Raw genomic sequence first — 22254 nt, 5'->3', positions numbered from 1 at the left:
CTTAACGCAGTTAAATTTAACGGCGTTAAGGGGGGCGATCATGGAGAAGACGGACGTGGTGGTCGTGGGCGGCGGGCCGACCGGGCTGATGCTCGCGTGCGAGCTGAGGCTGGCGGGCGTCGAGGTCGTCGTGCTCGACCGGCTCGCCGAGCGCGGCCGGGAGTCACGGGCGGGGGGCATCCACGCGCGCACCATGGAGGTTCTCGACCAGCGGGGCCTTCTCGGCGGTTTCCTCGACGTCGGACGGCGACTGCAGGCGGGGCACTTCTCCGCGCTGCCACTGGACTTCAGCGGCCTCGCGACCAGGTATCCCTTCCTGCTCATGGTCCTGCAGACGACCGTCGAACGGCTGCTTGAGGAGCGCGCCGCCCAGCTCGGTGTGCGGGTGCGCTGGTCGTCCGGGGTGACGGACCTGCGCCAGGACGCGACCGGCGTCGAGGTCGAGACCGAAGGCGGCGGCAGGCTGCGCGCGTCCTACCTGGTCGGCTGCGACGGCGGGCGCAGCACGGTCCGCAAGCTCGCCGGGATCGGCTTCCCCGGAACCCCGGCGACGATGACCGCGCTGCTCGGCGACGTGTCGCTCGCCGACCCGCCCAAGGAGGTGATCTTCCAGGAGCGCAGGGAGCACGGCTCCTTCACGGTGCTGCCCTTCGACCAGGACTGGTACCGGGTGATGACCAACGAGTACGACCACGTGGCCGACCGGGACGCCCCGGTGACCTTCGAGACGCTGCGGGAGACGCTGGTCAGGATCGCCGGGACCGACTACGGCATGCACGATCCCCGCTGGGTCTCCCGATACGGCGACGCCGCCCGGCAGGCCGAGCGCTACCGCGAGGGCCGGGTGCTGCTCGCCGGGGACGCGGCGCACATCCACTTCCCCGCGGGCGGCCAGGGGCTGAACACGGGCGTGCAGGACGCGTTCAACCTTGGCTGGAAGCTCGCCCTGGTGGTCGACGGCACCGCGCCGGAGGAACTGCTGGACAGCTACCACGCCGAACGGCACCCGGTCGCCGAGGAGGTGCTGCGCAACACACGGGCGCAGACGGTGCTGGGGCGTCCCGGAGAGCAGATGACCGCGCTGCGCGAGACGTTCGGCCGCCTCATCGAGGTGGACGAGGTGAACCGGCTGCTCAGCGGCATGATCACCGCGCTGGACGTCCGGTACCCGCTGGGCGGGGACCACCCGCTGCTCGGCCGCCGGGTCCCCGACCTCGACCTGCTGACCCCGGACGGCCCGGTCAGGCTGTACGGCCTGCTGCACACGGCCAGGCCGGTGCTGCTCGATCTAGGGCCGGCAGGGGAGGCGGGGGAGGTCGTCAAGGGGTGGGACGGCCGGGTCGACCTGGTCGAGGCGGGCTGCGCGGAGCGGGTGTGGACCGTGCCGGGCGCCGGGGAGGTTCCCGCCCCCCGGGCGCTGCTCGTGCGCCCGGACGGCCATGTCGCCTGGGTCGCCGGGGCCTCCTCCGAAGGTGAGGAGGCCGCTCTGCGCGCCGCCCTCACCACCTGGTTCGGCCCGGCCCGCTGAGGCTCGGCCCTGAGGCTCAGCCCGCTGAGGCTCGCCCGCTGAGGTCGCCCGGGGGCGGGGCCGCTTGGCCCGAGGGTCAGCGGGTACCAGCACCACATGCCTGATCTCCTGCCGGAGGAGAGCCTCGGGGAGGTCGTCAACCTGCTCGTCCGTCTCGTCGAGGCGGCGGGCGCGATCGTCATCTTCGCCGGGGCGGTCACGGCCTTCGCGCGGTTCCTGCTGGCCGCCGTGCGCGGGGACGGTGATGGGTTCGTCACCGTCCGGCTGTTCCTGGGCAGATTCCTCGCGCTGGGGCTGGAGTTCCAGCTGGCCGGTGACGTGCTGCGGACGGCTGTTTCACCGAGCTTCGCCCAGATCGGGCAACTGGCGGCGATCGCGACGATCAGGACCGCGCTGAACTTCTTCCTGAGCAGGGAGATCGAGCGGGAGAGGAGCATGATCGGCGATGGCTGACCTCCTCGGGACAGCCGTCGTCCTGATCGTCACCATGGGACTGGCCGCCTCGTTCGCCGTGCTGGCGCGTGGCGGCGGACCCGGGGGCGCGATGGCGGTGCTGCTCGACTTCCTCGTCGCGGCGGGTCTGTTGCGCCTTTCTCGGGCCCAGACGTGGACGGCGATCGCCCTGGCGGCGCTCACGGTGGTCGTCCGCAAGGTCGTCGTGGCGGGCTTCCTGACCCGGCCGCGACCGCCTCGGCGGCGAACGCCCGCAGAGACCCGTTGAGAGACCCGCGCTCAGGCCCTGGCGGCCTGGGCGCTCTCGCCGGTGAACGCCGCGACGGCTCCCAGACCGAGATAGACGACGCCGCTGGTGACGTTCAGGCGGCGCCGGGCGCGGGCGGAGCCGCGCAGGCGCCCGGCCAGCGCGGAGGAGAGCAGGGCGAAGGCCCCGTCGCTCGTGAGGCCCAGCACGATCCAGATCAGGCCGAGCACCACGATCTGCGGCGCGATCGGGCCCCGCGCGGGGTCGGTGAAGTGCGGGAGGAAGGCCAGGAAGAAGATCGCGGTCTTCGGGTTCAGCACGTTGACCACGAAGCCCTCCCAGAACAGCCGCGACCTGGAGGCGGTCCCGAGCTCGGCGGGGGCGTCGCCCTCGGTGCGGGCCGCCATCAGCTTGCGGACGCCGAGCCAGGCCAGGTAGGCCGCGCCCAGGTACTTCACCACGGTGAACGCGGTCGCGGAGGCGGCCAGCAGCGCGCTGATGCCCAGGGCGGCGGCGGCCACGTGGACCACGGAGCCCAGGTGGATGCCCATCACCGACAACATGCCCGCGGTACGGCCCTGGGCGACGCTGCGGGTCACGATGTACAGGACCGCGGGGCCCGGCACGAGCAGCAGGGCGAGGGTCGCGGCGGCGAAGAGAGTGAGCGTCGTCAGGTCCGGCATATCCGGATCGTAGAAGGGTGACCTGGCCGTTCGCCTCAGGTTTTTCCACCGTACGGCCCCGCCCGGAGCCGCAGCCGGAACCGTACGGCCCGGCTCGGGATCGCGGCCTGGCCATACGGCCTCGTTCAGGGCCTCGTTCAGGGCCTCGTCCGGGGTCGCGGCCTGGCCGTACGGCTCCGGCTCAGGGGACGTCGGTCGCGCGGGCCGCGGCGGTCAGGGCGGTCAGCAGGGCGGCCGTCGCCGGGGGAGGAGGCGGCTCGCCGTACGTGGCGGCGTGGATGTGCCGGGTCGAGCCGGGCACCTCCACCGCGTTGACCCCCGGGTTGCGGTGCGCGCGCAGGGCCAGGCCCGGCAGGAGCGTCACCCCCATCCCGGCGGCCACGAGGGCCTGGGCGGCGACGACGTCGTCGGTGGTGAAGGAGATGTCCGGAGCGAAGCCCGCACGCGCGCACAACCGCAGCAGGGGGCCGCGGCACCGGTCGCAACCCCCGATCCACGGGGAGTCCCGGTGCGCGGACAGGTCGCCGGGCACACCCAAGGTGACCAGGTAGCCGGGGTCGTCCATCAGGTGGGTCAGCCGGACGCCCTCGACCTCGGGGCCGGTGCCGGAGTGGTGGAAGACGACCGCCACGTCCACGTGGCCGGCGCGGAGCATCCGCAGCGCCTCGTGCGGTTCGGTCTCGGTCAGGCGCAGTTCGAGTCCCGGATGCTCCCTGGCGAGCAGCGAGACCGCCCCGGGCACGAACGTGCCGAGCGCCGCGGGGAAGGCGGCCAGCCTGACCCGGCCCGCGCGCAGGCCGACGTGCGCGGAGAGTTCGGCGGCGGCGGAGTCGATGCGGCCGACGATCTCGGCGGCCCGTTCGGCCAGCAGACGCCCCGCCTCGGTGAGCCGGATGCCCCGGCCCGCCCGCTGGATCAGTTTGGCCCCGGTCTCGGCTTCGAGCCGGGCGAGATGGTGGCTGACGGAGGGCTGGGAGTAGTGCAGTTCCCTGGCGGCGGCGGTCACCGAGCCGTGCCGTGCGACGGCGGCCAGGACACGAAGCCGTACGACGTCGAGCATGTATCAAAGTTATCGATGAATCAGCGGAAAGACAGGCACTGGACGTTATGCATTGGTACGGCCATGCCGTGCCTATGACCTGCCGGTCGGCTGATCCCCCGGCCCCTCCTCCCGGCCGAGGCCGAGACCGCGCCTGATGTCCTCAAGGCGGGCGGCGCCCTCGACGTCGAGGGCGGCGCGCTCGACCTCCAGCATCCTGGCCTCGACGGAGCCCGTGGTCAGCTCCGCCTCACCGAGGGCACGGGCGTAACGTTTGTCGATCCTCTCCCTGACCTCCCCGAGGGTCGGGGTCTCCCCGGCGGGGCCGAGCCCGGACAACTCACCCATGGCCCTGTTGAGCTGTTCCTGCATCTCGGCCTGGTCGAGCTGCGACATCAGGCGCATCCGTTCGGCGAGCGTGCGCTGCAGGGCGGCGGCGTTGGTGTCGACGGCCGCGCGGGCCTGGTCGGAGGCCTGCCGCGCGCGCTCGTACATGAGCCGGGTGTCCCGCAGCGAGTCCTCAGCGGCGACGAGCCGGGAGGCGAAGGCGCGGGCCGACTCCTCGTAGGAACGGGCCTTGGCCTCCTCCCCCGCGGCCCTGGACCCCTCGGCCAGCAGGACCGCCTGGCGGGCGTTCTCCTGGAGACGGTCCGTCTCCTCCGTCGCGCGGGTGAGCCGCAGCTCAAGTTCGTGCTCGTTGCCGATGACCGAGGCCGCCCGCTGGGTCAGCACCCGGTGCCGTTCCCTGGCCTCCTGTACGGCCTGCTCGATCTGGACCCGGGGGTCGGACAGCTCGGAGAGCCTGCCGGACAGGGCGAAGACGAGATAGCGCCAGGCCCTGCGGACGAGTGCGAACATGGGGACTCCTTACCGATTACCGCTCCGGAGGGGGCTGCCGGTCCAGCGCGTCGCGAGTGATCTGTTCGGTTTCACGCAGGCCCACGCGGACCCCTTCGAGCCCGGCGGCCAGCTCGTCGAGCACCCGTGCCGGGTCCAGGACCCCGGTGGCCGACGTCGCCGCCAGCTCGACCACCCGCGCCAGGAGTCCCTCGATGCTGATCGTGCTCGACTCCATCCGGGCGAGCGCCCGGTCCCTGGTCTCCGCGAGCCGGTCGACCACCTCAAGCTGGGCGGCCAGCGAGGCGAGCGCGCGGTCGATGTCCTCGACGACCTCCTTCCTGGCCTGCTCCCTGGCGCCGGTCAGCCGGAGGCGCTCCCGCATGAGCTGGTCGAGGTCGAACCTGTCCAGCGCGGCACAGGCCAGCGACGCCTGCTGGGCCAGCCGCCGCAGGGCGGCCATCGCGTCGTCCACCTGGGGACGCATCAGCGCGACCCGCCCGGCCAGCGGGCCGTCCCCCATCGAGGCGCCCAGTTCGTCGAAGCTCCGCGTCGCCTCCTCCGCCCGCCGCAGCCACCGCTCCTCCTGGCTGCCCGAGGTGACGGTCGCCGTACGGCCGCCGCCCCGGCCCTGCAGGACGGCGCTGCCCACCTTGGTCAGCCAGACGGCGGCCCCGACGAAAACGGCGGCCGCCGGGGGCACGTTCACGGCCCAGGCGGCGCCCGCCGCGGTCACACCGAGCAGCAGCCCCCACGGGTCGCGTAGTTCCTCACCGAGCCGGGACATCAGAAGTTGGACACCACCGCGGTGAACACCTGGTCGATGCTCCCCGGCTCCCTGGAGTCGTAGGCGGCGGCGTTCGTCATCTGGGAGATCTGCCTGAGCACGCCGAGGTCGGCGTCCTGGCCGTAGGCGATGGTGAACATCCGCACCGACTCCCCGGACGGCTCGGTGCGCAGCCCGGCCAGCAGTTTGTCCAGGGAGAGACTGTTGTTGTCCTCGTTCCTGCCGTCGGTGAGGAAGACGACCGCGTTGATCGCGTCACCGCTGTGCCGCCCGCGCACGTGCTGGTAGGCGGCCATCGCCGTGTCGTACAGGCCGGTCCCGCCGTCCGGGGTCAGCCCGCCGAGCCTGGCCCGCAGCCGCTTGCGCTGGGCGTCGTCGACGGTCGCCATCGGGGCCAGCTCCAGATGGTCCTTGGCGCCGTCCCGCTCGGTCGAGAACATCCACAGGCCGACCTGGTCGTGCGGCCCGAACTGGGGCAGCGCGTTGACGGCCGCCTGCTTGGCGAGTTCGAGCTTGCTCCTGCCCGTGCCGGGCACCTGGGCGCCCATCGAGCCGGAGACGTCGATCACCATGAGCACGTTGGCGGGCTTGCGCAGCTCGGCCCAACTGGACAGCACCTTGTCGAGCACGTTGGGGGCGGGCGGGCTGAGCGTGTTCCCCGGTTCGGCGGGCAGCAGCCCGTTCGCCTGGGTGATGAGCCCGCCGGGCTTGCCGTCGTGCGACCTGAAGGCGTGGTCGGTGAACTGCTTCTGCTGCGGCGCCGCCTGGAGGTAGGCCAGGAAGTCGGCGGCCACGGCGCGCTTGGCGTCGTCCACCCACGGCGTGGTCAGCACCGCGTACGGGTTGTCCGAGTAGAGGGTGCCCTCCTTGGGGTAGATCGCGACCAGCGGCACCTTGGGTTTGCCGTGCTCGCCGAGCGTCGTGGGGTCGCCGGTCGGGTTGCCCTCGTTGTAGTCCCAGACGGACTTCTCCTCGACGGCCACGGCGGAGATGTAGCTCAGGCCGGTCCCGGCGTCGTCGGCCCGCTGCAGGTTCGACAGGAACGTCAGCGTCGTGTCGCCGTAGTGCACGATCGAGTGCTCGACCCCCCGCACGAACTCCCGCGCCGCGGGGTCGGCCACGTTGTGCTCGGACAGGTCGCCCGACAGGCCGGTGGCCGCGAAGTAGGTGCCGATGGTGGCGTTCAGGCCACTGGTCGAGAAGTTGGGGTTGGTCTTGCCCAGCCGGAAGGCGCCCCACTCGGGATGGCCGTACTTGGCCCACGAGCTCTTCGACAGTTCGAGCAGGTCGGACCAGCCGAGTTTCTTGCCCGGCCAGCCGAGCGCCTCGGCCATCGGCTTGGGCATCGCGATGACCAGCGGCGTCTTGGCGATCGACGGGTTGTCGTCGGCGACGGGGGAGGCGGTGTCCGCCGCGGCGGCGCGCTGCCTGAGCAGGGCGATCCAGCTGCTGCTCGCCGGGGACCAGACGTCGGGGCGCGGGCCGTCCCGTCCCTCGTCCCAGCCTCTGGCGAGCGCCTGGATCAGGCCGCCGCTCGACCTGGTCACGGCGATCTCGGCGCACCGGCCGCCGACCTTCCTGCCGCTGTAGCCGGCCGCCATCTTCCGCAGCAGCTCGGCCTTCTCAAGGGAGGCGGCCACGGTCAGCCGTATCCCCTCGCCGTCGCAGGCCGCCGCGGTTTCGGTGCCCTTCCCGGATTCGCCGCCTCCGCCGCCCTCGTCGTCCCGGGCTCCGATGAACAGCCGCAGGCCGACGATCAGGCTGCCGGCGACGAGGATCGCGATGACGAACGGGGCGACGTTCCTGCGTCGTCGCTGCGGCTGCTGCACCCGGCCTCCCGAGGATGGTGGTGTCTGTCCGACGCGGAGTTCGCCACCGCCCCGGCGGGAACCGTGATCCGCGATCAAGGGCGAAGAGCCGGTGCATCGTCAGACGATCGTAGGAAGAACCGTTTTACTCGGACAAGAGGTGATCGGCTACCCGTCCGTGGACGAGGTCGACGAGGGTGGCGTGCAACTGCTCGACCGGGCGGGTGGGATGCAGCGCCCTGCGCTCGATCGAGGTGGTCAGGACCATGCCGAACAGCGCGGTCGCCGCGGTCTCCACGTCCAGGTCAGCGCGGACCGTTCCCCGGATGACCGCCTCGCGCAGCGTGTCCGCGTAGACGCCCAGCACCTCCCGCCTGAGCGTGGCGATCGTCTCCTGCCAGGCCGTACGCCACATCTCGGTCAGCAGCACCCGGGCGAAGGCCGCGTACTCCTCGAAGAAGCGCAGCTGAGCCATGATCACCGCGTCCAGCGCCTCCAGCGGGCTCTCCTGGGCCTGGGCCGCCCGGGTCATCGTCTCCGCCAGTTGCCGGATGCCGTGTTCGAGCAGGGCGGTGAAGAGCCCGTCCTTGCTGCCGAAGTTGTAGAAGACCGTGCCCTTGGCCACCCCGGCCCGTTCGGCGATCGCCTCGACGGTCGCCGCCGCGTAGCCGTCCTCGGCGATCACCTCGACCGCCGCGCCGAACAGCCGAAGCCGTGTCGCGGCCCTGCGGCCGTCCTCCCCGCCCGCGGCCCGCTGTCTCGTCATGCGCCAACCGTAGTCACAGCGCCAGCTCCGGGTGCAGGCGGCGCATGGTCCAGGTACGGCCCCGGTGCACCGCGTAGACGCTCAGGGCCAGGCCCAGGACGGTGAACAGGGTCAGCACCCCGCAGGCCTGCCAGGCGACGGTCAGGTCACCGCCGCTGATCAGCCTGCGCAGCGCGCTGACCACCCAGCTCATCGGCAGCCACGGCGAGATCGCCCTGAAGAAACCCGGTGAGGTCTCGATGGGGTAGGTTCCCGCGGCCGAGGTGAGCTGGAGCATCAGCAGCGCCAGCACCGCGACCCGTCCCGGTGGCCCGAGCAGGGCGTTGACCGCCTGCACGATCGCCAGGAACGCCGCCGTGGTCAGCAGCAGGACGCCCACGACCCCGGCCCAGTGCGCGGCCTCCATGCCGAGCCCGAACCTGATCACGGCCAGCAGCACGCCGACCTGCGCCGCGCCCAGGGCGACCCCGGGAAGCCAGCCCGCGAGGGCGATCCGCCAGGCGGGAGCCGTACCGGCGAGCAGGCGCGGGTTGAGCGGGCGCAGCACCATGTAGCTCACCATCGCGCCGACCCACAGTGCCAGCGGGACGAAGAAGGGCGCGAAGCCGGTGCCGTAGTTCGGCACCCGGTTGAGGACCTGGCTGGCCAGCCTGACCGGTTCGCTCATCATGTCGGCGCGCCGCGCGCGCTCGTCCCCGTCGTAGTCGGGGATGCGGGCCGCGCCCTCGCCGAGTTTGTCGCTCAGCTCCTTCGACCCGTCGGCCAGCTTGCCGAGGCCGTCGCTCAGCTCTCCGGCGCCCCGGCTCAGCCTGCCGACGCCGCTGTCCACCCTGGTCGCGCCGTCGCTCAGCCTGACGATGCCGCCGTCGAGCCGGGACAGGCCCTGGCTGAGGCGGTCGGCTCCGGTGCCGAGCCTCGTCAGGCCGGAGGTGAGCCGGCCACCTGCCGTACCCGCCTTGCCGAGTCCGGCGCTGACCTTGGCCGAGCCCGCGGCCAGTTCGCTGAGGCCCGCCTCCAGCTGTTTCACGGCCTTCCTGGCCCGTTCGAGGTGGGCGCCCGCAGAGGGGGCGATCTCGGCGGCGCGGCCCGCGAGTTCGGAGACGCGCCGCGCGTCCCGCCGCAGCCTGGCCGCGGCCTGTCCGTCACGTGCGGGGCCCGAGGGCTCGCCCGCCTGGGTCGAGGCGGAGAGCCGGTCGGCGATGCCGCGCAGCGCGGAGTCGGCCTCCGGGTTGGCGGCGATCCAGTTCTGCAGCCGCCGTGCCTGCTGCGCGGCCTGGCCGGAGACCTGCCCGCCCGACCCGCCCGAGCCGTCCGCGAGCAGAGCCGCGTCCCGCTCGACGGCCTGGGCCAGGGACCGCAGCCGTGCGCCGTTGGCGTCGAGCAGCCTGGTCAGCTCGCCGGCCGCCCTGTCGAGCGCCGCGATCTGGGCGCGGACCTGCCGGTGGACCTTGGCGTTGCCCGCCGCGACCCGTTTCGCGCCGTCGCCGAGCCTGTCCAAGCCCCGGCCGAGCTCACGAGCGCCGTCTCGTGCCCTGCCCAGCCCGCCCGCAAGCTCGGCCGCCCCCGAGGAGAGCTTGCCGGTCGCCGCGTTCGCGCCGCTCAGGCCGGTGACGAGCCTGCCGGTGCCGTCCTTGGCCTTGTCGAGACCGGTGTCCAGGGCGGAGGCGCCCTCGCCCGCCTTGGCCGCGCCGTCGCGCAGCTCGCCCGCGCCGTCGGCGGCCTTGGCCGTCGCCTCGTGCAGCTCTCCGAAGGAGACGAAGACCCGGTCCCAGTAGTCCTTCAGCGCCGTACGGCCCGCGGACTCCCTGACCTCGGCGAACACCGCGTCGGAGATCGTGCGCATGACGTAGCTGCGGCCGGTGTCCACCCGCACGCCCAGCTCGGCCGGGGTGGGCGCGCCCTCCCCTGAGGGGGAGGCGAGCCTGGCGCTGAAGTCGGCGGGGATGGTCAGCGACAGGTAGAAACGGCCGTCGTTGACGCCGTCCAGAGCCTGCCGCGCGTCGGTCGTGTGCCAGTCGAAGACCTCGCGCTCACGCAGCCTGTCGGCCAGCTCCCGGCCCGCGTCGACCGTCTTCCCGTCCACGGTCGCGGGCCGGTCCTCGACGACCAGCGCGACCGGGATGTCACCGAGGTTGCCCTGCGGGTCCCAGAACGACCACAGGTACAGCCCGGCGTACAGCAGCGGCAGCATCACGACCCCCGCCAGTGCCGCCCTGGTCAGCCGTGACCGGGTGAAACGCCGTAGCTCCAGGTCGCCCAGCCGAAGTGATCTCATCGTTCCTCCTGGCCCGGCAGGCGCAGCGTCCCAACCGGGCGCGCCTTGGCGGCCCCGGGGGTCGTGGTGGTTTCGAGGGTTCCACCGGCCCGCGGGGGCTCGGGGGGTTCGGTGCACGCGGCGAAGACGGTCAGCCCCAGCGCGGCCAGTTCGGTGAGTGTCGCCCAGAGCGCCGCGCGCCGTACCGCGTCGAGCCCGGTGTCCACGTTGTCGAGGACGAGCAGTCCCGGTTCGTCGAGCAGGGCGAGGGCGAGGCCGAGCCGTACACGCTGTTCGCGGTCCAGGGCGCGCACCAGGGTCCTGTCACCGGGGGAGCGTTCGAGGCCGGCCAGTTCGAGCGCGACGCCTGCCCGTGTCTCCTGCCGGCCGCCCCGCCGTGACCCCAGAGGACCCCGTGCCCGCTCACGCAGGTGCTCGGCGACCGACAGCGCGGGATCCAGGTCGTTGACCCCGTCGACCAGGCCGAGCGCGGCCACCCGCCTGATGGTCCTGGGCGTGTGCCTTCCGGCGACCGTGAGTGCGCCCGCGGTGGGTTTCATCCGGCCGGCCAGGGTCAGCAGGAGGCTGGTACGCCCGCTGCCCGCCTGCCCGGCGACGGCCGTGAGCGCGCCGGGGGCGGCCTCGGCGGTGACCTCGCGGTAGACCCAGCCGTGCCCGCCCCTGAGGGAAAGGTCGTCGGCGCGCACCGCCACCCCGGTGAACATCTCGCCTCCACGTTTAAAACTGACCAGTCAGTACAAAAACTAACACAACGAAAAACCCCGCCCGTTCCCGGGCGGGGCCTTTCGCGTCACCGCAGGTCAGAAGGGTGCGGAGCCGTACTCCTGGAGGAAGAGTGCCTCCGTGGCGATCGTACGGCGCAGCTCCTCGATGACGACGCGCTCGTTGGGCGCGTGGATCGAGGCGTCGTCGTCCTCGGCGCCGAAGAGCAGGATCGAGGCGGCGGGGAACTGCCTGACGAGCGTGGAGACCAGCGGGATCGAACCGCCCGCCCCGACGTCGCGCGGCGGCCTGCCGTAGGCGCGCTCCATGGCCCGGTTCAGCGCGGAGCGGGCGACGCCGCCGGTGTCGGCGAGGAAGCCGGAGCCGAGCACGTGGTCGCTGAAACTCACCCTGACCCCCCAGGGGGCGACCTGCCGCAGGAAGTCGAGCACGGCCTCGGTCGTGGCCTTCGGGTCGCCCGCCGGGGGCACCCGTACGGTCACCCGCGCCCTGGCGACGGGCTGGACGGCGCTGATGGCGCCGGAGACGGTCGGCACGTCCAGGCCGGTGACCGTGATGGCGTAGGAGGCCCACAGCCGGTCGGCCAGCGAGCCCGAGCCGACCAGGGAGACGTCGTCGAGCACGCCCGCCGTCGCCCTGAAGTCCTCCTCGGAGGGGCCGGCGCCCAGGAAGGTGCCACGGGGCAGGCCGGGGACGCGGATGTCGCCGTGGTCGTCGTGCAGGGAGGCGAGCATCCGGATCAGCGCGGCCAGCGCGTCGGGGGCGGCACCGCCGAACGAGCCGCTGTGCAGCGACTCGCGCAGCGTGCGCACCTCGACGGTGAAGGCGGCCATGCCGCGCAGCGAGGTGGTCACCGCCGGGTCGCCGACGCGGGGGTTGCCGGTGTCGGCGACCACGATCGCGTCCGCGCGGACCAGTTCGGGGTTGTGCTCGATGAAGGACTCAAGGCGCTCCCCGGCGTACTCCTCCTGGCCCTCGACGATCACCTTGACGCCCACCGGGAAACGGCCCCTGAAGGCGCGCAGCGCGGCGACGTGCGTGATGACGCCGGACTTGTCGTCGGCGGCGCCGCGTCCGTGGATGGCGCCGTTGATCTCGGTCGGCTCGAAGGCCGGGGTGCGCCACAGCGCGGGGTCGCCCGCGGGCTGCACGTCGTAGTGCGCGTACAGCAGGACGGTCGGCGCGCCGGGCGGAGCGGGAGCCTCGGCGTAGACGGCGGGGAAGCTCCCTGGGACCGGTACCTGCTGGACGTGCGGCAATCCCGTACTGCGCAGCAGTTCCTCGGTCACCGCGGCGGCGGCGAACACCGGCTCCTCCGGGTGGCCGGGGAAGGCCACGGAGGGGATGGCGACGAGGCGCTTGAGGTCCTCGACCGCCTGGGGCAGTCCCGCGGCGACGGCGCCCTCGATCTCGTCAGGAGTCACAACGTTCCCTCGCATCTCAACATCTGGTCCGTCCTATTGGATCACAACGAGTGGACGACCCTTCGTCATTGGTGTCCGTTTCCATCGTCCAATGGTTTCGCGTCTCATTCCGTGGGACGGAACCCGGAGACCGGAGCGGTATGGGCCGCGCTCGCGGATTTCGTTGATGTCGTGGGATGTCATTGCGGATTCCGATGTCATTGCAGTCCGTTGCCACGTTTTCACTTGGCAAGGTGATGTTCGGCGTGCAGACTGTGGGGAGCCCAGCTCATCGAGGGAAGATCGCCATGAACCACCCCGAAAACACCGACGTCGCCTCGATCATGAAGGCCGCGCAGGACAACCTGTGGCTGCACTTCACCCGGCACGGCTCCTATCGGGACGCGGAGATGCCGATGATCGTGCGAGGCGAGGGCAGCTACGTCTACGACATCCACGGCAAGCGCTACCTCGACGGCCTGGCCGGGCTGTTCGTGGTTCAGGCGGGCCACGGCCGCAGCGAACTGGCCGAGGCCGCGGCCAAGCAGGCGCAGGAGATGGCCTTCTTCCCGCTGTGGTCCTACGCCCACCCCAAGGCCGCGGAACTGGCGCAGCGGCTGGCCGAGCAGACCCCGGGCGACCTCAACCGGGTCTTCTTCACCACCGGCGGCGGCGAGGCCGTCGAGACCGCCTGGAAACTCGCCAAGCAGTACTTCAAGATCACCGGAAGGCCGCTCAAGCACAAGGTCATCAGCCGCCAGATCGCCTACCACGGCACCCCCCAGGGCGCCCTGTCGATCACCGGCATCCCGGCCTTCAAGCAGATGTTCGAGCCCCTGGTCCCCGGCTCGATCCGGGTGCCGAACACCAACCACTACCGCGCCGACGAGATCACCGGCGTGCCCGGCATGACCCCCGAGCAGTACGGCCACTGGGCCGCGGAACGCGTCGCCAGGGCCATCGAGATGGAGGGCCCCGACACCGTGGCCGCCGTCTTCGTCGAGCCGGTGCAGAACGCGGGCGGCTGCTTCCCGCCCCCGCCCGGCTACTTCCAGCGCCTGCGCGAGATCTGCGACGAGTACGACGTCCTGCTCGTCTCCGACGAGGTCATCTGCGCCTTCGGCCGCCTCGGCACCATGTTCGGCGGGCAGAAGTTCGACTACGTCCCCGACATCATCACCTGCGCCAAGGGCATGACCAGCGGCTACTCGCCGATCGGCGCCATGATCGCCTCGGAGCGCCTCTTCGAGCCGTTCAAGGACGGCACCGAGATGTTCGCCCACGGCTACACCTTCGGCGGCCACCCGGTCTCCGCCGCCGTGGCCCTGGCCAACCTCGACCTGTTCGAGCGCGAGGACCTGCTCGGCCACGTGACCCGCAACGAGCCGGTCTTCCGCGCCACCCTGGAACGCCTGCGGGACCTGCCGATCGTCGGCGACGTGCGCGGGTCCGGCTACTTCTGGGGCATCGAACTGGTCAAGGACAGGACGACCAAGCAGACCTTCGACCTGGAGGAGTCGGAACGCCTCATCCGGGGCTATCTGTCCTCGGCCCTGTACGAGGCCGGGCTGTACTGCCGGGCCGACGACCGGGGCGACCCGGTCATCCAGCTCGCCCCGCCGCTCATCTGCGGCCCCAAGGAGTTCGACGAGATCGAGTCGATTCTGCGGTCGGTTCTGACAGAAGCGTGGAATCGGCTCTGACTTCACCCTGGCAGCAGCACAATGGATCTCACCCAATCGTCACGGCATTCGCTGAAACGTCACCACGTTCAGCGGGCCATGCGGTGACATCCTTTGGAAGCTGAAAGGACCGATTATGAAGATCGGCGTGCCTGCCGAGGTCAAGAACCACGAGTACCGCGTCGCCGCTACTCCGGCGGGCGTCCACGAGCTGGTACGACACGGCCACGACGTCTACGTCCAGCGCGGCGCGGGTCTCGGCTCGCACCTGACCGACGAGGAGTACCTGTTCGCCGGAGCCAAGATCCTCGACACCGCTGACGAGGTGTGGGGTGAGGCGGACATGATCCTCAAGGTCAAGGAGCCGATCGCCGAGGAGTATCACCGCATGCGTCAGGGGCAGGTGCTCTTCACCTACCTGCACCTGGCCGCGGGCCCCGAGTGCACCGAGGCCCTGTTAAGGCAGCAGGTCACCGGTATCGCCTACGAGACCGTGCAGGTCGGCGGCACCCTGCCGCTGCTCGCCCCGATGTCGGAGGTCGCGGGCCGCCTGGCCCCGCAGGTCGGCGCCTACAACCTGATGCGCTTCAACGGCGGCAGGGGCGTGCTGCCCGGCGGCGTGCCCGGTGTGGCCCCGGCCAAGGTCGTCGTCATCGGCGGCGGCGTCTCCGGTCTCAACGCCGCGCAGATCGCGGTCGGCATGGGGGCGGACGTCACCGTTCTCGACCTCAACGTCGACCGGCTGCGCTTCATCGACGCCGTCTACCAGGGGCGGCTGAAGACCCTCGTCTCGACCTCCTACGCCATCGAGAAGGAGGTCCTTGAGGCCGACCTGGTCATCGGCGCCGTGCTGATCCCCGGGGCCAAGGCGCCGACCCTCGTCTCCAACGAGCTGGTCTCCAGGATGAAGCCGGGTTCGGTCCTGGTGGACATCGCCATCGACCAGGGCGGTTGCTTCGAGGACTCCAGGCCGACCACCCACGCCGACCCGACCTACCAGGTCCACAACTCGGTCTTCTACTGCGTGGCCAACATGCCCGGTTCTGTGGCCAACACCTCCACCTACGCCCTGACCAACGCGACGCTGCCCTACGCGGTCAAGCTCGCGGGCCTCGGGTGGAAGTCGGCCCTGCAGCAGGACGCGGGCCTGGCGCTGGGCCTCAACACCCACGCGGGCCTGCTCACCAACGACCAGGTCGCCCAGTCCCTCGGCCTGCCGTACACCCCGGTCTCGCAGGTCATCGCCGACTGACCGTTCCACACCGTGACCGTGCCCCGCGCTCCCGGCGCGCGGGACACGGCCCCCCTCTCTCCGCGTACGGCCCCGCGCTTCGGTTCCGCGCGGGAAAGCCGTTTTCGGCCGCCAATTCTCCGCATATAGTGCCGAGTTCGAACGGCGGAATGTCACGGCCGGGTTGTCCCCAGGTGCCAGCGCTTCTCAGAGAGCGCCGCTTCTGAGCACCGACATCCGCTCGAAATACTCCTCGGCACCGAGCTCGCCCCTGGCATACCGCTCGGCGAGAATCCGCTCGGCCGCCGCCGTCGTGCCCTCCTGGGGCGTCTGGACCTCAGGACGCCGCCACGGCCCCAGACCCCGGCGCCGGGCCCGCACCACCAGCGTCGCGACCCCGGCCCACACCAGCACCCAGAACACCGGGAAGACCGGCCACCAGGGCATGTGCCACCCCCACGGCGGAGCCGCCGCGACGACCTCGTGACCCACGGCGAGAACGTTCATCTTCTACCTCCTTCGACGTCTCCCACCCTCCCGTGCGGGACGTGACGGGCAATCGCCCCCACGTCCCATCACGGCGTACGGCGCCGGGCGTATCCGGGGCCGGGGTGGATACGACCCGCTCAGGAGCGCACGAAGACCGAGGTGTCCAGCGTGAAGCCGACCGGTTCCGGCAGGTGCACGGGCGAGCCCATCGCGACCCGGGTCGAGGTCAGGTAGGCCCCCTCCTTGGGGTCGCTGAGGACCGTCACGGTCGCCGGGGTGGCCACGGGGTCGATGATGACCATCACCGGAATCTCGCCGAGGGCGTAGACGCCGGGCTTCCTGTCACGGTCGTCGGCGATACTGCCGGGCGAGACGATCTCGGCCACCATGATGAGACCGGACGACAGCAGCTCCCGCTCTCCCCAGCGGGGGCAGTCGGGCGGGGCGAGCACGAAGTCGGGCTCCACGGGGTCGCGAGGCCCGTCGATGCAGACGTCGACGTTTCCGCTGAAGCCGTCCCAACCCTTCTCCTCGATGAGAGGAAGAAGCGCGCCGTACAGGCGCATCGCGATCCTGGCGTGTTCGGGGGTGCCCACCGGGCTCACTATGAGTCTCCCGTCGATGATCTCGGTGCGAAGCCCGGGAAGCTGGGGGAGGGCCTCGAACAGTTCGCGTGGCGTCCCGGGCAGGGGGTGGGACGCGGTTTCGGGAGTGGGCCTCAGAGTGGCGGGGCGCCGTCGTGACATCATGAGCACGATTGTTTCCCTTCGTGTCCTTGGGAACACGCAGGGTATCGCCGACATGCCGTGCGGGCATGGGTTTTCCCTGAAAACGATCACAGCCAGCCGGGGCGGACCAGGCCGGACTCGTAGGCGATGACGACGAGCTGGGCGCGGTCGCGGGCGTGCAGTTTCATCATGGTCCGGCTCACGTGCGTCTTGGCGGTCGCGGGGCTCATGAAGAGCCGCTGGGCGATCTCGTCGTTGGTCATGCCGGTGCCGACCAGGGTGAGGACCTCCCGTTCACGCTCGGTGAGCAGGGAGAGGTCCTGGGAGGGGTGCGGCGCCTTGGCCCGGCTGGCGTACTCGGCGATCAGACGGCGGGTCACCCCGGGGGACAGCAGCGCGTCCCCGGCGGCGACGACGCGGACGGCCTGGATGAGCTCGGCCGGCTCGGTGTCCTTGACGAGGAACCCGCTGGCGCCGTTGCGCAGCGCCTCGAAGACGTACTCGTCGAGTTCGAAGGTGGTCAGGATGATGATCCGCGGCCCCGGGGGCATCTCCCTGGTCGCGGTCAGGCCGTCCATGCCGGGCATCCTGATGTCCATCAGCACCACGTCGGGCCGGTGCTCGGCGGCAAGGCGCAGCGCCTGGGCGCCGTCGGAGGCCTCGGCCACGACGGTCATCCCGGGCTGGGCGTCGAGCAGGGCGCGGAACCCGGCTCTGACCAGCGCCTGGTCGTCGGCGAGAACGATCTTGATCATGCGGGTTCCTCCGGGATCGGCAGCCGGGCCTCGACGCGGAAACCCCGTCCGTGCGGGCCCGAGGTCAGGGTGCCGCCGAGGGCCGTGGCGCGTTCGCGCATGCCGGGGATGCCGTTGCCGCCGCCCAGGGGCTCGGCCGCGCCGACGCCACCGGTGTCGGTGACCCGGATCAGCAGCTCACGCGGGCCGTACCGCAGGAGCACGGTGACGGTCGAGCCCGGGGCGTGCCGGGCGGCGTTGGTCAGGGCCTCCTGGACGATGCGGTACCCGGCCCGGTCGGTCCCCGGGGGCAGCGCCCTGACCCGGCCCTCGACCTGCCGTTCGATCGTCAGGCCGCCGTGCTCGGCACGTCCGGTGAGCTCGTCGAGGCGGTCGAGCCCGGCCGTGGGGGAGCGGGGGGCGCCCTCGCGGAGCACGTTGATCACCGAGCGCATCTCGGTCAGCACGTCCTTGGAGGCCTGTTTGATCGTGGTGAGCGCGGTGCGGGCCTGCTCGGGGTGGTCGTCGATGAGATGCAGGGCGGTCGAGGCCTGCACGTGGATGAGGGAGATGTTGTGCGCCAGCACGTCGTGCAGCTCCTGGGCCATGGTCAGGCGCTCCTCGCTGGCCTGCCGCCGGGACTCCTCGGCCTCGACCCGCCTCCGTTCGGCGATCCGCTCGCGCCTGGCCCTGGTGTACTCGCCGGCCGCCAGCACCACGCCGATGAAGGCCGCCACGGCCAGGTTGTGGTACCAGGAGGGGATCGGCAGGTTGGCGGCCCAGGTCGCGTAGGACAGGAGGAAGGCGTACATCAGCCCGCCGGTCAGCCAGGCGGCCCTGCGGTGCCCGGCGGAGACGGCGCAGTAGAGCGCGATGGCCGGGCTGGCGAAGACGGGGCCGTAGGAGTATCCGAGGACGACGTACGCCCAGGTCACGACCTGGGTCACGGCCAGGCTGACAACGGGGTTGCGGTGCCGTACGGCAAGGGCGAGGGGGCCGGTCAGCAGCAGCGCGTATCCCACGGCGTCCAGCGGGACCCGCATCAGTCCGGCGCTGTGCACCTGGTTCCACTGGGCCCCGGTGCTGCCCACGACCTGGACGACGGCCACCAGGAACGGCAGCAGCGGAAGGGGAAGGCGGGTGACGCGCACGGTGAGCACTTTACGTCCCGGCCCTGACCTGCGCGTCCGCCCCCGGCGGCAGACGGCACTACACCGCCGGGCGTAGGAGGGGGCTGACATGGGCGGTCAACTGAGTCAAGCTGGGCTGCGGGAGGCCAACATGATCAGTCGAGGCTCAACCGTGCTCGCCGCCGCGATTCTGGCGGGAAGCTCCGTCCTGCTCGTACGGCCCGCCACCGCGGCCCCGCAGCAGGAGAAACAACCCGTCGCCGAGGGGTACGGCGGCGCGGTCGCGACCGTGGACCTGGACGCCAGCAGAGCCGCGCTCGGCGTGCTGCGCAGGGGCGGAAACGCGATCGACGCCGCGGTCGCGGGCGCGGCCACGCTTGGCGTCACCGAGCCGTACTCGGCTGGACTCGCCGGGGGCGGCTACATCGTCTACTACGACGCCCGCCACGGCAGGGTGCACACCATCGACGGCAGGGAGACGGCGCCGAGGGCGATGCGGTCCTCCTCGCTGGAGGGCGTCCCGTTCGACGACGCGGTGACCAGCGGCCTGTCCGCCGGGGTCCCGGGCAGCGTCGCGCAGTGGGAGCTGGCCCTGAGGCGGTTCGGCACGCTCTCGCTCGGTCAGGCGCTCAGGCCCGCGATCGAGGTCGCCTCACGGGGGTTCACGGTCGACCAGACCTTCCACGACCAGACGGCGTCGAACGCCGCCCGGTTCAAGGACTTCACCTCGACCGCCAGGCTGTACCTCCCCGGGGGCGCGCCACCCGCGGTCGGCTCGACCTTCCGCAACCCGGAGCTGGCCGAGACCTACCGGCAGCTCGGCAGGCGCGGCGGCTCCTGGCTGTACGGCGGGCGTCTCGGCGCCGAGATCGTGGCCACGGTCAAACGGCCGCCGGTCACCCCCGGCTCGACCAGGACCGTACGGCCCGGCCTGATGGAACTGTCCGACCTGGCCGCCTACCGGGCGGTGGAACGCCGGCCGACCAAGGTCACCTACAAGGACATGGACGTCTACGGCATGGCGCCCTCCTCCTCGGGCGGCTCGACGGTCGGTGAGGCGCTCAACATCCTGCAGGCCCTGCCCGGGGTCGGGGCGCACGAGTATCTGGAGGCCTCCAAGCTGGCCTTCGCCGACCGGGGGAAGTACGTCGGCGACATCCCCGGGGTGCCGCTTGGGCAACTGCTGTCGGAGGGGTTCGCCAAGGAGCGCGCCTGCCTGATCGGGGAGCGGGCGATCCCCGCCCCGGCCGCGCCCGGTGACCCGGACGGCTCCTACGGGGCGTGCCGGGCCGTACCGCAGGAGAGCGCGAAGCCGATTCCCGCGGAGGGGCCGGAGACCACCCACCTGGTGGTGGCCGACCGGTGGGGGAACGTCGTGGCCTACAACATCACCATCGAGTCCACCGGCGGCAACGGCATCGTCGTCCCGGGGCGGGGGTTCCTGCTCAACAACGAGCTGACCGACTTCACCTTCGGCCCGGCCCCCGGCGACCCCAACCTGCCGGGTCCCGGCAAGCGGCCCCGCTCCTCGATGGCCCCGACGATCGTGCTGAAGAACGGTGAGCCGCTGCTGGCGGTCGGTTCGCCCGGCGGTTCGACGATCATCACCACCGTGCTGCAGATCCTGGTCAACCGCTGGGACTTCGGCATGACGCTGCCCCAGGCGCTGGCCGCGCCGCGCGCCACCCAGCGCAACACCGCGCAGACCCAGGCGGAGCAGGGCTTCATCGACCGCTACGGCCCCGAACTGACGGCCAGGGGTCACAGCCTCGTGCTGAACCCGGAGATCGGCGCGGCGACCGGCCTTGAGTTCCTCGGCGGCGGCAGGGTCCAGGCCGTCGCCGAGCCGGTCAGGCGAGGGGGCGGCAGCGCGCTGGTGGTGAGCGGGCGCCGCTGACGGCCTCCCGGCCCCGGAGAACGCGAAACGCGCCGATGGCGAATGCCGTCGGCGCTGCGTTCTGTCAGGGTGGCCCCGGGGGGAGCGGCCCTAGCGGAACAGGAGGAAGGCCAGGACCGCCACGATCAGGACTCCGACCACGATCAGGATCGGGGTGAGCAGCGACCGCCCGGCGGGCGCGGCCTCGGGCTCGTTACGCTGGGCGAACGCCTTGAACTGCTGGGTGTTGCCCGCAGGGTCCATCTGAGGTTCAGACATGGGGCTGACTCTAGCGACATCCATGACCGCGTCACTACCGGTTCATGTCACTTTCGTAGGCATCCATGGTGCTTGGGTATTCGGTGGGCGATGCTGAAGACAGGACCACCGGGTCGGGCGGATAGCGTGGTGTCATGCTCCGGACCCTGTTCTCTCCTCGCGCGCTGGTGCTTCACCTGCTCGCGATCGGAGCGCTCGTCGTGTGCGGGCTGCTCGGCCGCTGGCAGCTGGGGGTGTTCGAGGACTCGGGCAGGCCACAGGCGGCGCAGGACCCCGCACCGGTCGCCGTCGCGACCCTCACCCAGCCCGGCAGGCACATGACAAGCGAGGCGGTCAGCCGCAGGGTCACCGCCTCGGGGACCTACGACGCCTCCAGGCAGCTGCTGGTCGCCGGACGGGACGGCGGGGCGTGGCTGCTCACCCCCCTCGACCTCGGCGACGGCACCTCCGTCCCGGTCGTGCGCGGCTGGGTGCCCGGGGCCACGGACCCCGCCGCCGGGGCGGGAGCCGTACCGTCGGGGACGGTGACCGTGACCGGGCGCCTGAAGCCCTCGGAGGCGACCGACAGCGTGCGGCGCGGGGGTGAGAGGCTGCCCGAGGGGCAGGTGCTCACGGTCTCGTCGGCGGAGCTGGTCAACCTGTGGCGCGGGGTGAGACTGCGGGACGGGTTCGTGATCGCCACCGCCCACAGCCCGGCCCCGGCCGTGGCGGTCAAGCCGGTCGCCGTCGCCCCGCCGACCGAGCCCGGCGGCTTCTCCTGGCGCAACCTCGCCTACGCCGCCCAGTGGTGGATCTTCGGTCTCTTCGCGGTCTTCATGTGGTGGCACTTCCTGCGTGACATGGTGCGAAGCCGTACGGCGGAGCGGGAGCAGGAACCCGAGCCCGCCACGGCCTGAAGGCCCGCGGAAGCCGACATATCGTTTAGTGTCCCGAACTCCCAGACCGAGGTAGATGACGTGGAATCCGCCCTCAAGCCCTTTCGCATCCTGGCGTACGTCGTCGGCGTGATGCTGCTCGTCCTGGTCACGTGCATCGTGCTCAGGTACGGCTTCGACATCGCCGGGCCGTCGAGGGTCGTCTCCCCGATCCACGGGTTCCTCTACATGCTCTATCTCGTGGCCGCGATGAACCTGGGCATGAAGGCCCGCTGGTCGTGGCCGTACATCGTGGGCGTGATGCTCGCGGGCACCGTCCCGCTGCTGTCGTTCGTCTTCGAGCGCAAGGTCACCCGGCGGGTCGAGGCCGAGCTCGCGGCGGCCTGACCGGCCTCTCACGGCCGGCCCTGATGGACGGGCGGGGCCGCGGGGGTGCCGCGGCCCGTCCGCCGGCTATCGTCCGAGGCCGCGCTTGCGGGCGCGCTTGAGCCTGGCGCGCTGCGACGGGTCGAGCATCAGGTAGCCCACGATCGGGGCGGCGATGACGCCTAGGACCACGAGCGTGAACAGCAGACCGGGCAGGAACAGCCACGACAGGAACACCACCGCGCCTGCGCCGAGCAGGTACTTCTGGACCGGCGACATCGTCAACATCCTCCGAACGCGGAGCGCTCGCCCCGC

General features: G+C 71.6%; 23 protein-coding genes. 8 read left to right on the top strand and 15 right to left on the bottom strand.

What is annotated here, in order from left to right; genetic code table 11:
• The first annotated feature begins 40 nt into the window (after positions 1-40).
• The 3 genes from ABZ470_RS05010 (at position 41) to ABZ470_RS05000 (ending at position 2249) form a co-directional block, all read left to right on the top strand.
• Positions 41-1528: an FAD-dependent monooxygenase gene (locus tag ABZ470_RS05010; protein ID WP_362910034.1), complete on the top strand. Its 1488-nt coding sequence runs from the start codon at positions 41-43 to the stop codon at positions 1526-1528.
• A gap of 96 nt (positions 1529-1624) precedes the next feature.
• Positions 1625-1981, top strand: coding sequence for a DUF1622 domain-containing protein (locus ABZ470_RS05005; protein ID WP_352009801.1), 357 nt, complete (start codon positions 1625-1627; stop codon positions 1979-1981).
• Positions 1974-2249: a hypothetical protein gene (locus tag ABZ470_RS05000; RefSeq protein WP_362910032.1), complete on the top strand. Its 276-nt coding sequence runs from the start codon at positions 1974-1976 to the stop codon at positions 2247-2249. Before ABZ470_RS05005 ends, ABZ470_RS05000 begins: the two co-directional genes overlap by 8 nt.
• Before the next feature lie 11 nt (positions 2250-2260).
• Here ABZ470_RS05000 and ABZ470_RS04995 read toward each other — a convergent pair whose 3' ends face one another.
• The 9 genes from ABZ470_RS04995 to ABZ470_RS04955 all read right to left on the bottom strand — a co-directional run bounded on the left by ABZ470_RS04995 (position 2261) and on the right by ABZ470_RS04955 (position 12570).
• Complete coding sequence (locus tag ABZ470_RS04995) at positions 2261-2911, bottom strand: LysE family translocator (protein ID WP_362910031.1); 651 nt, start codon at positions 2909-2911, stop codon at positions 2261-2263.
• Between the two features lie 181 nt (positions 2912-3092).
• Entirely contained in the window at positions 3093-3971 is an 879-nt protein-coding gene (locus ABZ470_RS04990) for a LysR family transcriptional regulator (protein ID WP_362910029.1), read from the bottom strand.
• A gap of 72 nt (positions 3972-4043) precedes the next feature.
• Positions 4044-4808, bottom strand: coding sequence for a PspA/IM30 family protein (locus ABZ470_RS04985; RefSeq protein ID WP_362910027.1), 765 nt, complete (start codon positions 4806-4808; stop codon positions 4044-4046).
• 16 nt (positions 4809-4824) lie between these two features.
• Positions 4825-5574, bottom strand: coding sequence for a hypothetical protein (locus ABZ470_RS04980; protein ID WP_352009796.1), 750 nt, complete (start codon positions 5572-5574; stop codon positions 4825-4827).
• Positions 5574-7403: a substrate-binding and VWA domain-containing protein gene (locus tag ABZ470_RS04975; protein ID WP_362910025.1), complete on the bottom strand. Its 1830-nt coding sequence runs from the start codon at positions 7401-7403 to the stop codon at positions 5574-5576. Before ABZ470_RS04975 ends, ABZ470_RS04980 begins: the two co-directional genes overlap by 1 nt.
• Positions 7404-7527: 124 nt before the next feature.
• Entirely contained in the window at positions 7528-8148 is a 621-nt protein-coding gene (locus tag ABZ470_RS04970) for a TetR/AcrR family transcriptional regulator (RefSeq protein ID WP_352009794.1), read from the bottom strand.
• A 13-nt stretch (positions 8149-8161) separates the two neighbouring features.
• A complete protein-coding gene (locus ABZ470_RS04965) occupies positions 8162-10423 on the bottom strand; it encodes a YhgE/Pip domain-containing protein (protein ID WP_362910023.1) in 2262 nt (753 codons plus the stop codon).
• Positions 10420-11127: an ATP-binding cassette domain-containing protein gene (locus ABZ470_RS04960; RefSeq protein ID WP_362910021.1), complete on the bottom strand. Its 708-nt coding sequence runs from the start codon at positions 11125-11127 to the stop codon at positions 10420-10422. The genes ABZ470_RS04965 and ABZ470_RS04960 overlap by 4 nt, the downstream gene beginning before the upstream one ends.
• A 96-nt stretch (positions 11128-11223) precedes the next feature.
• The gene (locus ABZ470_RS04955) at positions 11224-12570 is read right to left on the bottom strand and encodes a M20/M25/M40 family metallo-hydrolase (RefSeq protein ID WP_362910019.1); all 1347 of its coding nucleotides are present in this window, start codon (positions 12568-12570) and stop codon (positions 11224-11226) included.
• A gap of 287 nt (positions 12571-12857) precedes the next feature.
• Here ABZ470_RS04955 and ABZ470_RS04950 point away from each other — a divergent pair, with 287 nt between their 5' ends.
• Entirely contained in the window at positions 12858-14252 is a 1395-nt protein-coding gene (locus ABZ470_RS04950) for an aspartate aminotransferase family protein (RefSeq protein ID WP_352009790.1), read from the top strand.
• Between the two features lie 115 nt (positions 14253-14367).
• Complete coding sequence (ald, locus tag ABZ470_RS04945; RefSeq protein ID WP_362910017.1) at positions 14368-15483, top strand: alanine dehydrogenase; 1116 nt, start codon at positions 14368-14370, stop codon at positions 15481-15483.
• 186 nt (positions 15484-15669) lie between these two features.
• Here the strand turns inward: ald and ABZ470_RS04940 are convergent, their stop codons facing one another.
• The 4 genes from ABZ470_RS04940 to ABZ470_RS04925 all read right to left on the bottom strand — a co-directional run bounded on the left by ABZ470_RS04940 (position 15670) and on the right by ABZ470_RS04925 (position 18564).
• Entirely contained in the window at positions 15670-15969 is a 300-nt protein-coding gene (locus tag ABZ470_RS04940; protein ID WP_362910015.1) for a hypothetical protein, read from the bottom strand.
• Positions 15970-16088: 119 nt separating this feature from the next.
• Entirely contained in the window at positions 16089-16700 is a 612-nt protein-coding gene (locus ABZ470_RS04935) for a Uma2 family endonuclease (RefSeq protein ID WP_362910013.1), read from the bottom strand.
• A gap of 86 nt (positions 16701-16786) precedes the next feature.
• Positions 16787-17434: a response regulator transcription factor gene (locus ABZ470_RS04930; protein ID WP_362772291.1), complete on the bottom strand. Its 648-nt coding sequence runs from the start codon at positions 17432-17434 to the stop codon at positions 16787-16789.
• Positions 17431-18564 (bottom strand): sensor histidine kinase, encoded by a 1134-nt coding sequence (locus ABZ470_RS04925; RefSeq protein ID WP_362910011.1) that lies wholly within the window; start codon positions 18562-18564, stop codon positions 17431-17433. The genes ABZ470_RS04930 and ABZ470_RS04925 overlap by 4 nt, the downstream gene beginning before the upstream one ends.
• 130 nt (positions 18565-18694) lie before the next feature.
• Here ABZ470_RS04925 and ABZ470_RS04920 point away from each other — a divergent pair, with 130 nt between their 5' ends.
• Positions 18695-20440: a gamma-glutamyltransferase family protein gene (locus tag ABZ470_RS04920; protein ID WP_362910009.1), complete on the top strand. Its 1746-nt coding sequence runs from the start codon at positions 18695-18697 to the stop codon at positions 20438-20440.
• Positions 20441-20530: 90 nt separating this feature from the next.
• On the opposite strand, the gene ABZ470_RS04915 is transcribed toward ABZ470_RS04920, so the two are convergent.
• Positions 20531-20698 carry a hypothetical protein gene (locus ABZ470_RS04915; protein WP_352009783.1) on the bottom strand — a complete coding sequence of 56 codons (168 nt, stop codon included), beginning with the start codon at positions 20696-20698 and terminating at the stop codon, positions 20531-20533.
• A 134-nt stretch (positions 20699-20832) separates the two neighbouring features.
• Here ABZ470_RS04915 and ABZ470_RS04910 point away from each other — a divergent pair, with 134 nt between their 5' ends.
• Together ABZ470_RS04910 and ABZ470_RS04905 are read left to right on the top strand one after the other, a co-directional pair.
• Entirely contained in the window at positions 20833-21594 is a 762-nt protein-coding gene (locus ABZ470_RS04910; RefSeq protein WP_362910007.1) for an SURF1 family protein, read from the top strand.
• 60 nt (positions 21595-21654) lie between these two features.
• Complete coding sequence (locus ABZ470_RS04905; RefSeq protein WP_352009781.1) at positions 21655-21960, top strand: DUF3817 domain-containing protein; 306 nt, start codon at positions 21655-21657, stop codon at positions 21958-21960.
• A 66-nt stretch (positions 21961-22026) separates the two neighbouring features.
• On the opposite strand, the gene ABZ470_RS04900 is transcribed toward ABZ470_RS04905, so the two are convergent.
• Positions 22027-22218: a hypothetical protein gene (locus tag ABZ470_RS04900; protein ID WP_352009780.1), complete on the bottom strand. Its 192-nt coding sequence runs from the start codon at positions 22216-22218 to the stop codon at positions 22027-22029.
• Positions 22219-22254: the final 36 nt, after the last annotated feature.

This window comes from Streptosporangium sp. NPDC020072, from assembly GCF_040631445.1.
Classification (GTDB): Bacteria; Actinomycetota; Actinomycetes; order Streptosporangiales; family Streptosporangiaceae; genus Streptosporangium.
This window is presented reverse-complemented; position numbering and strand designations above follow the sequence as displayed.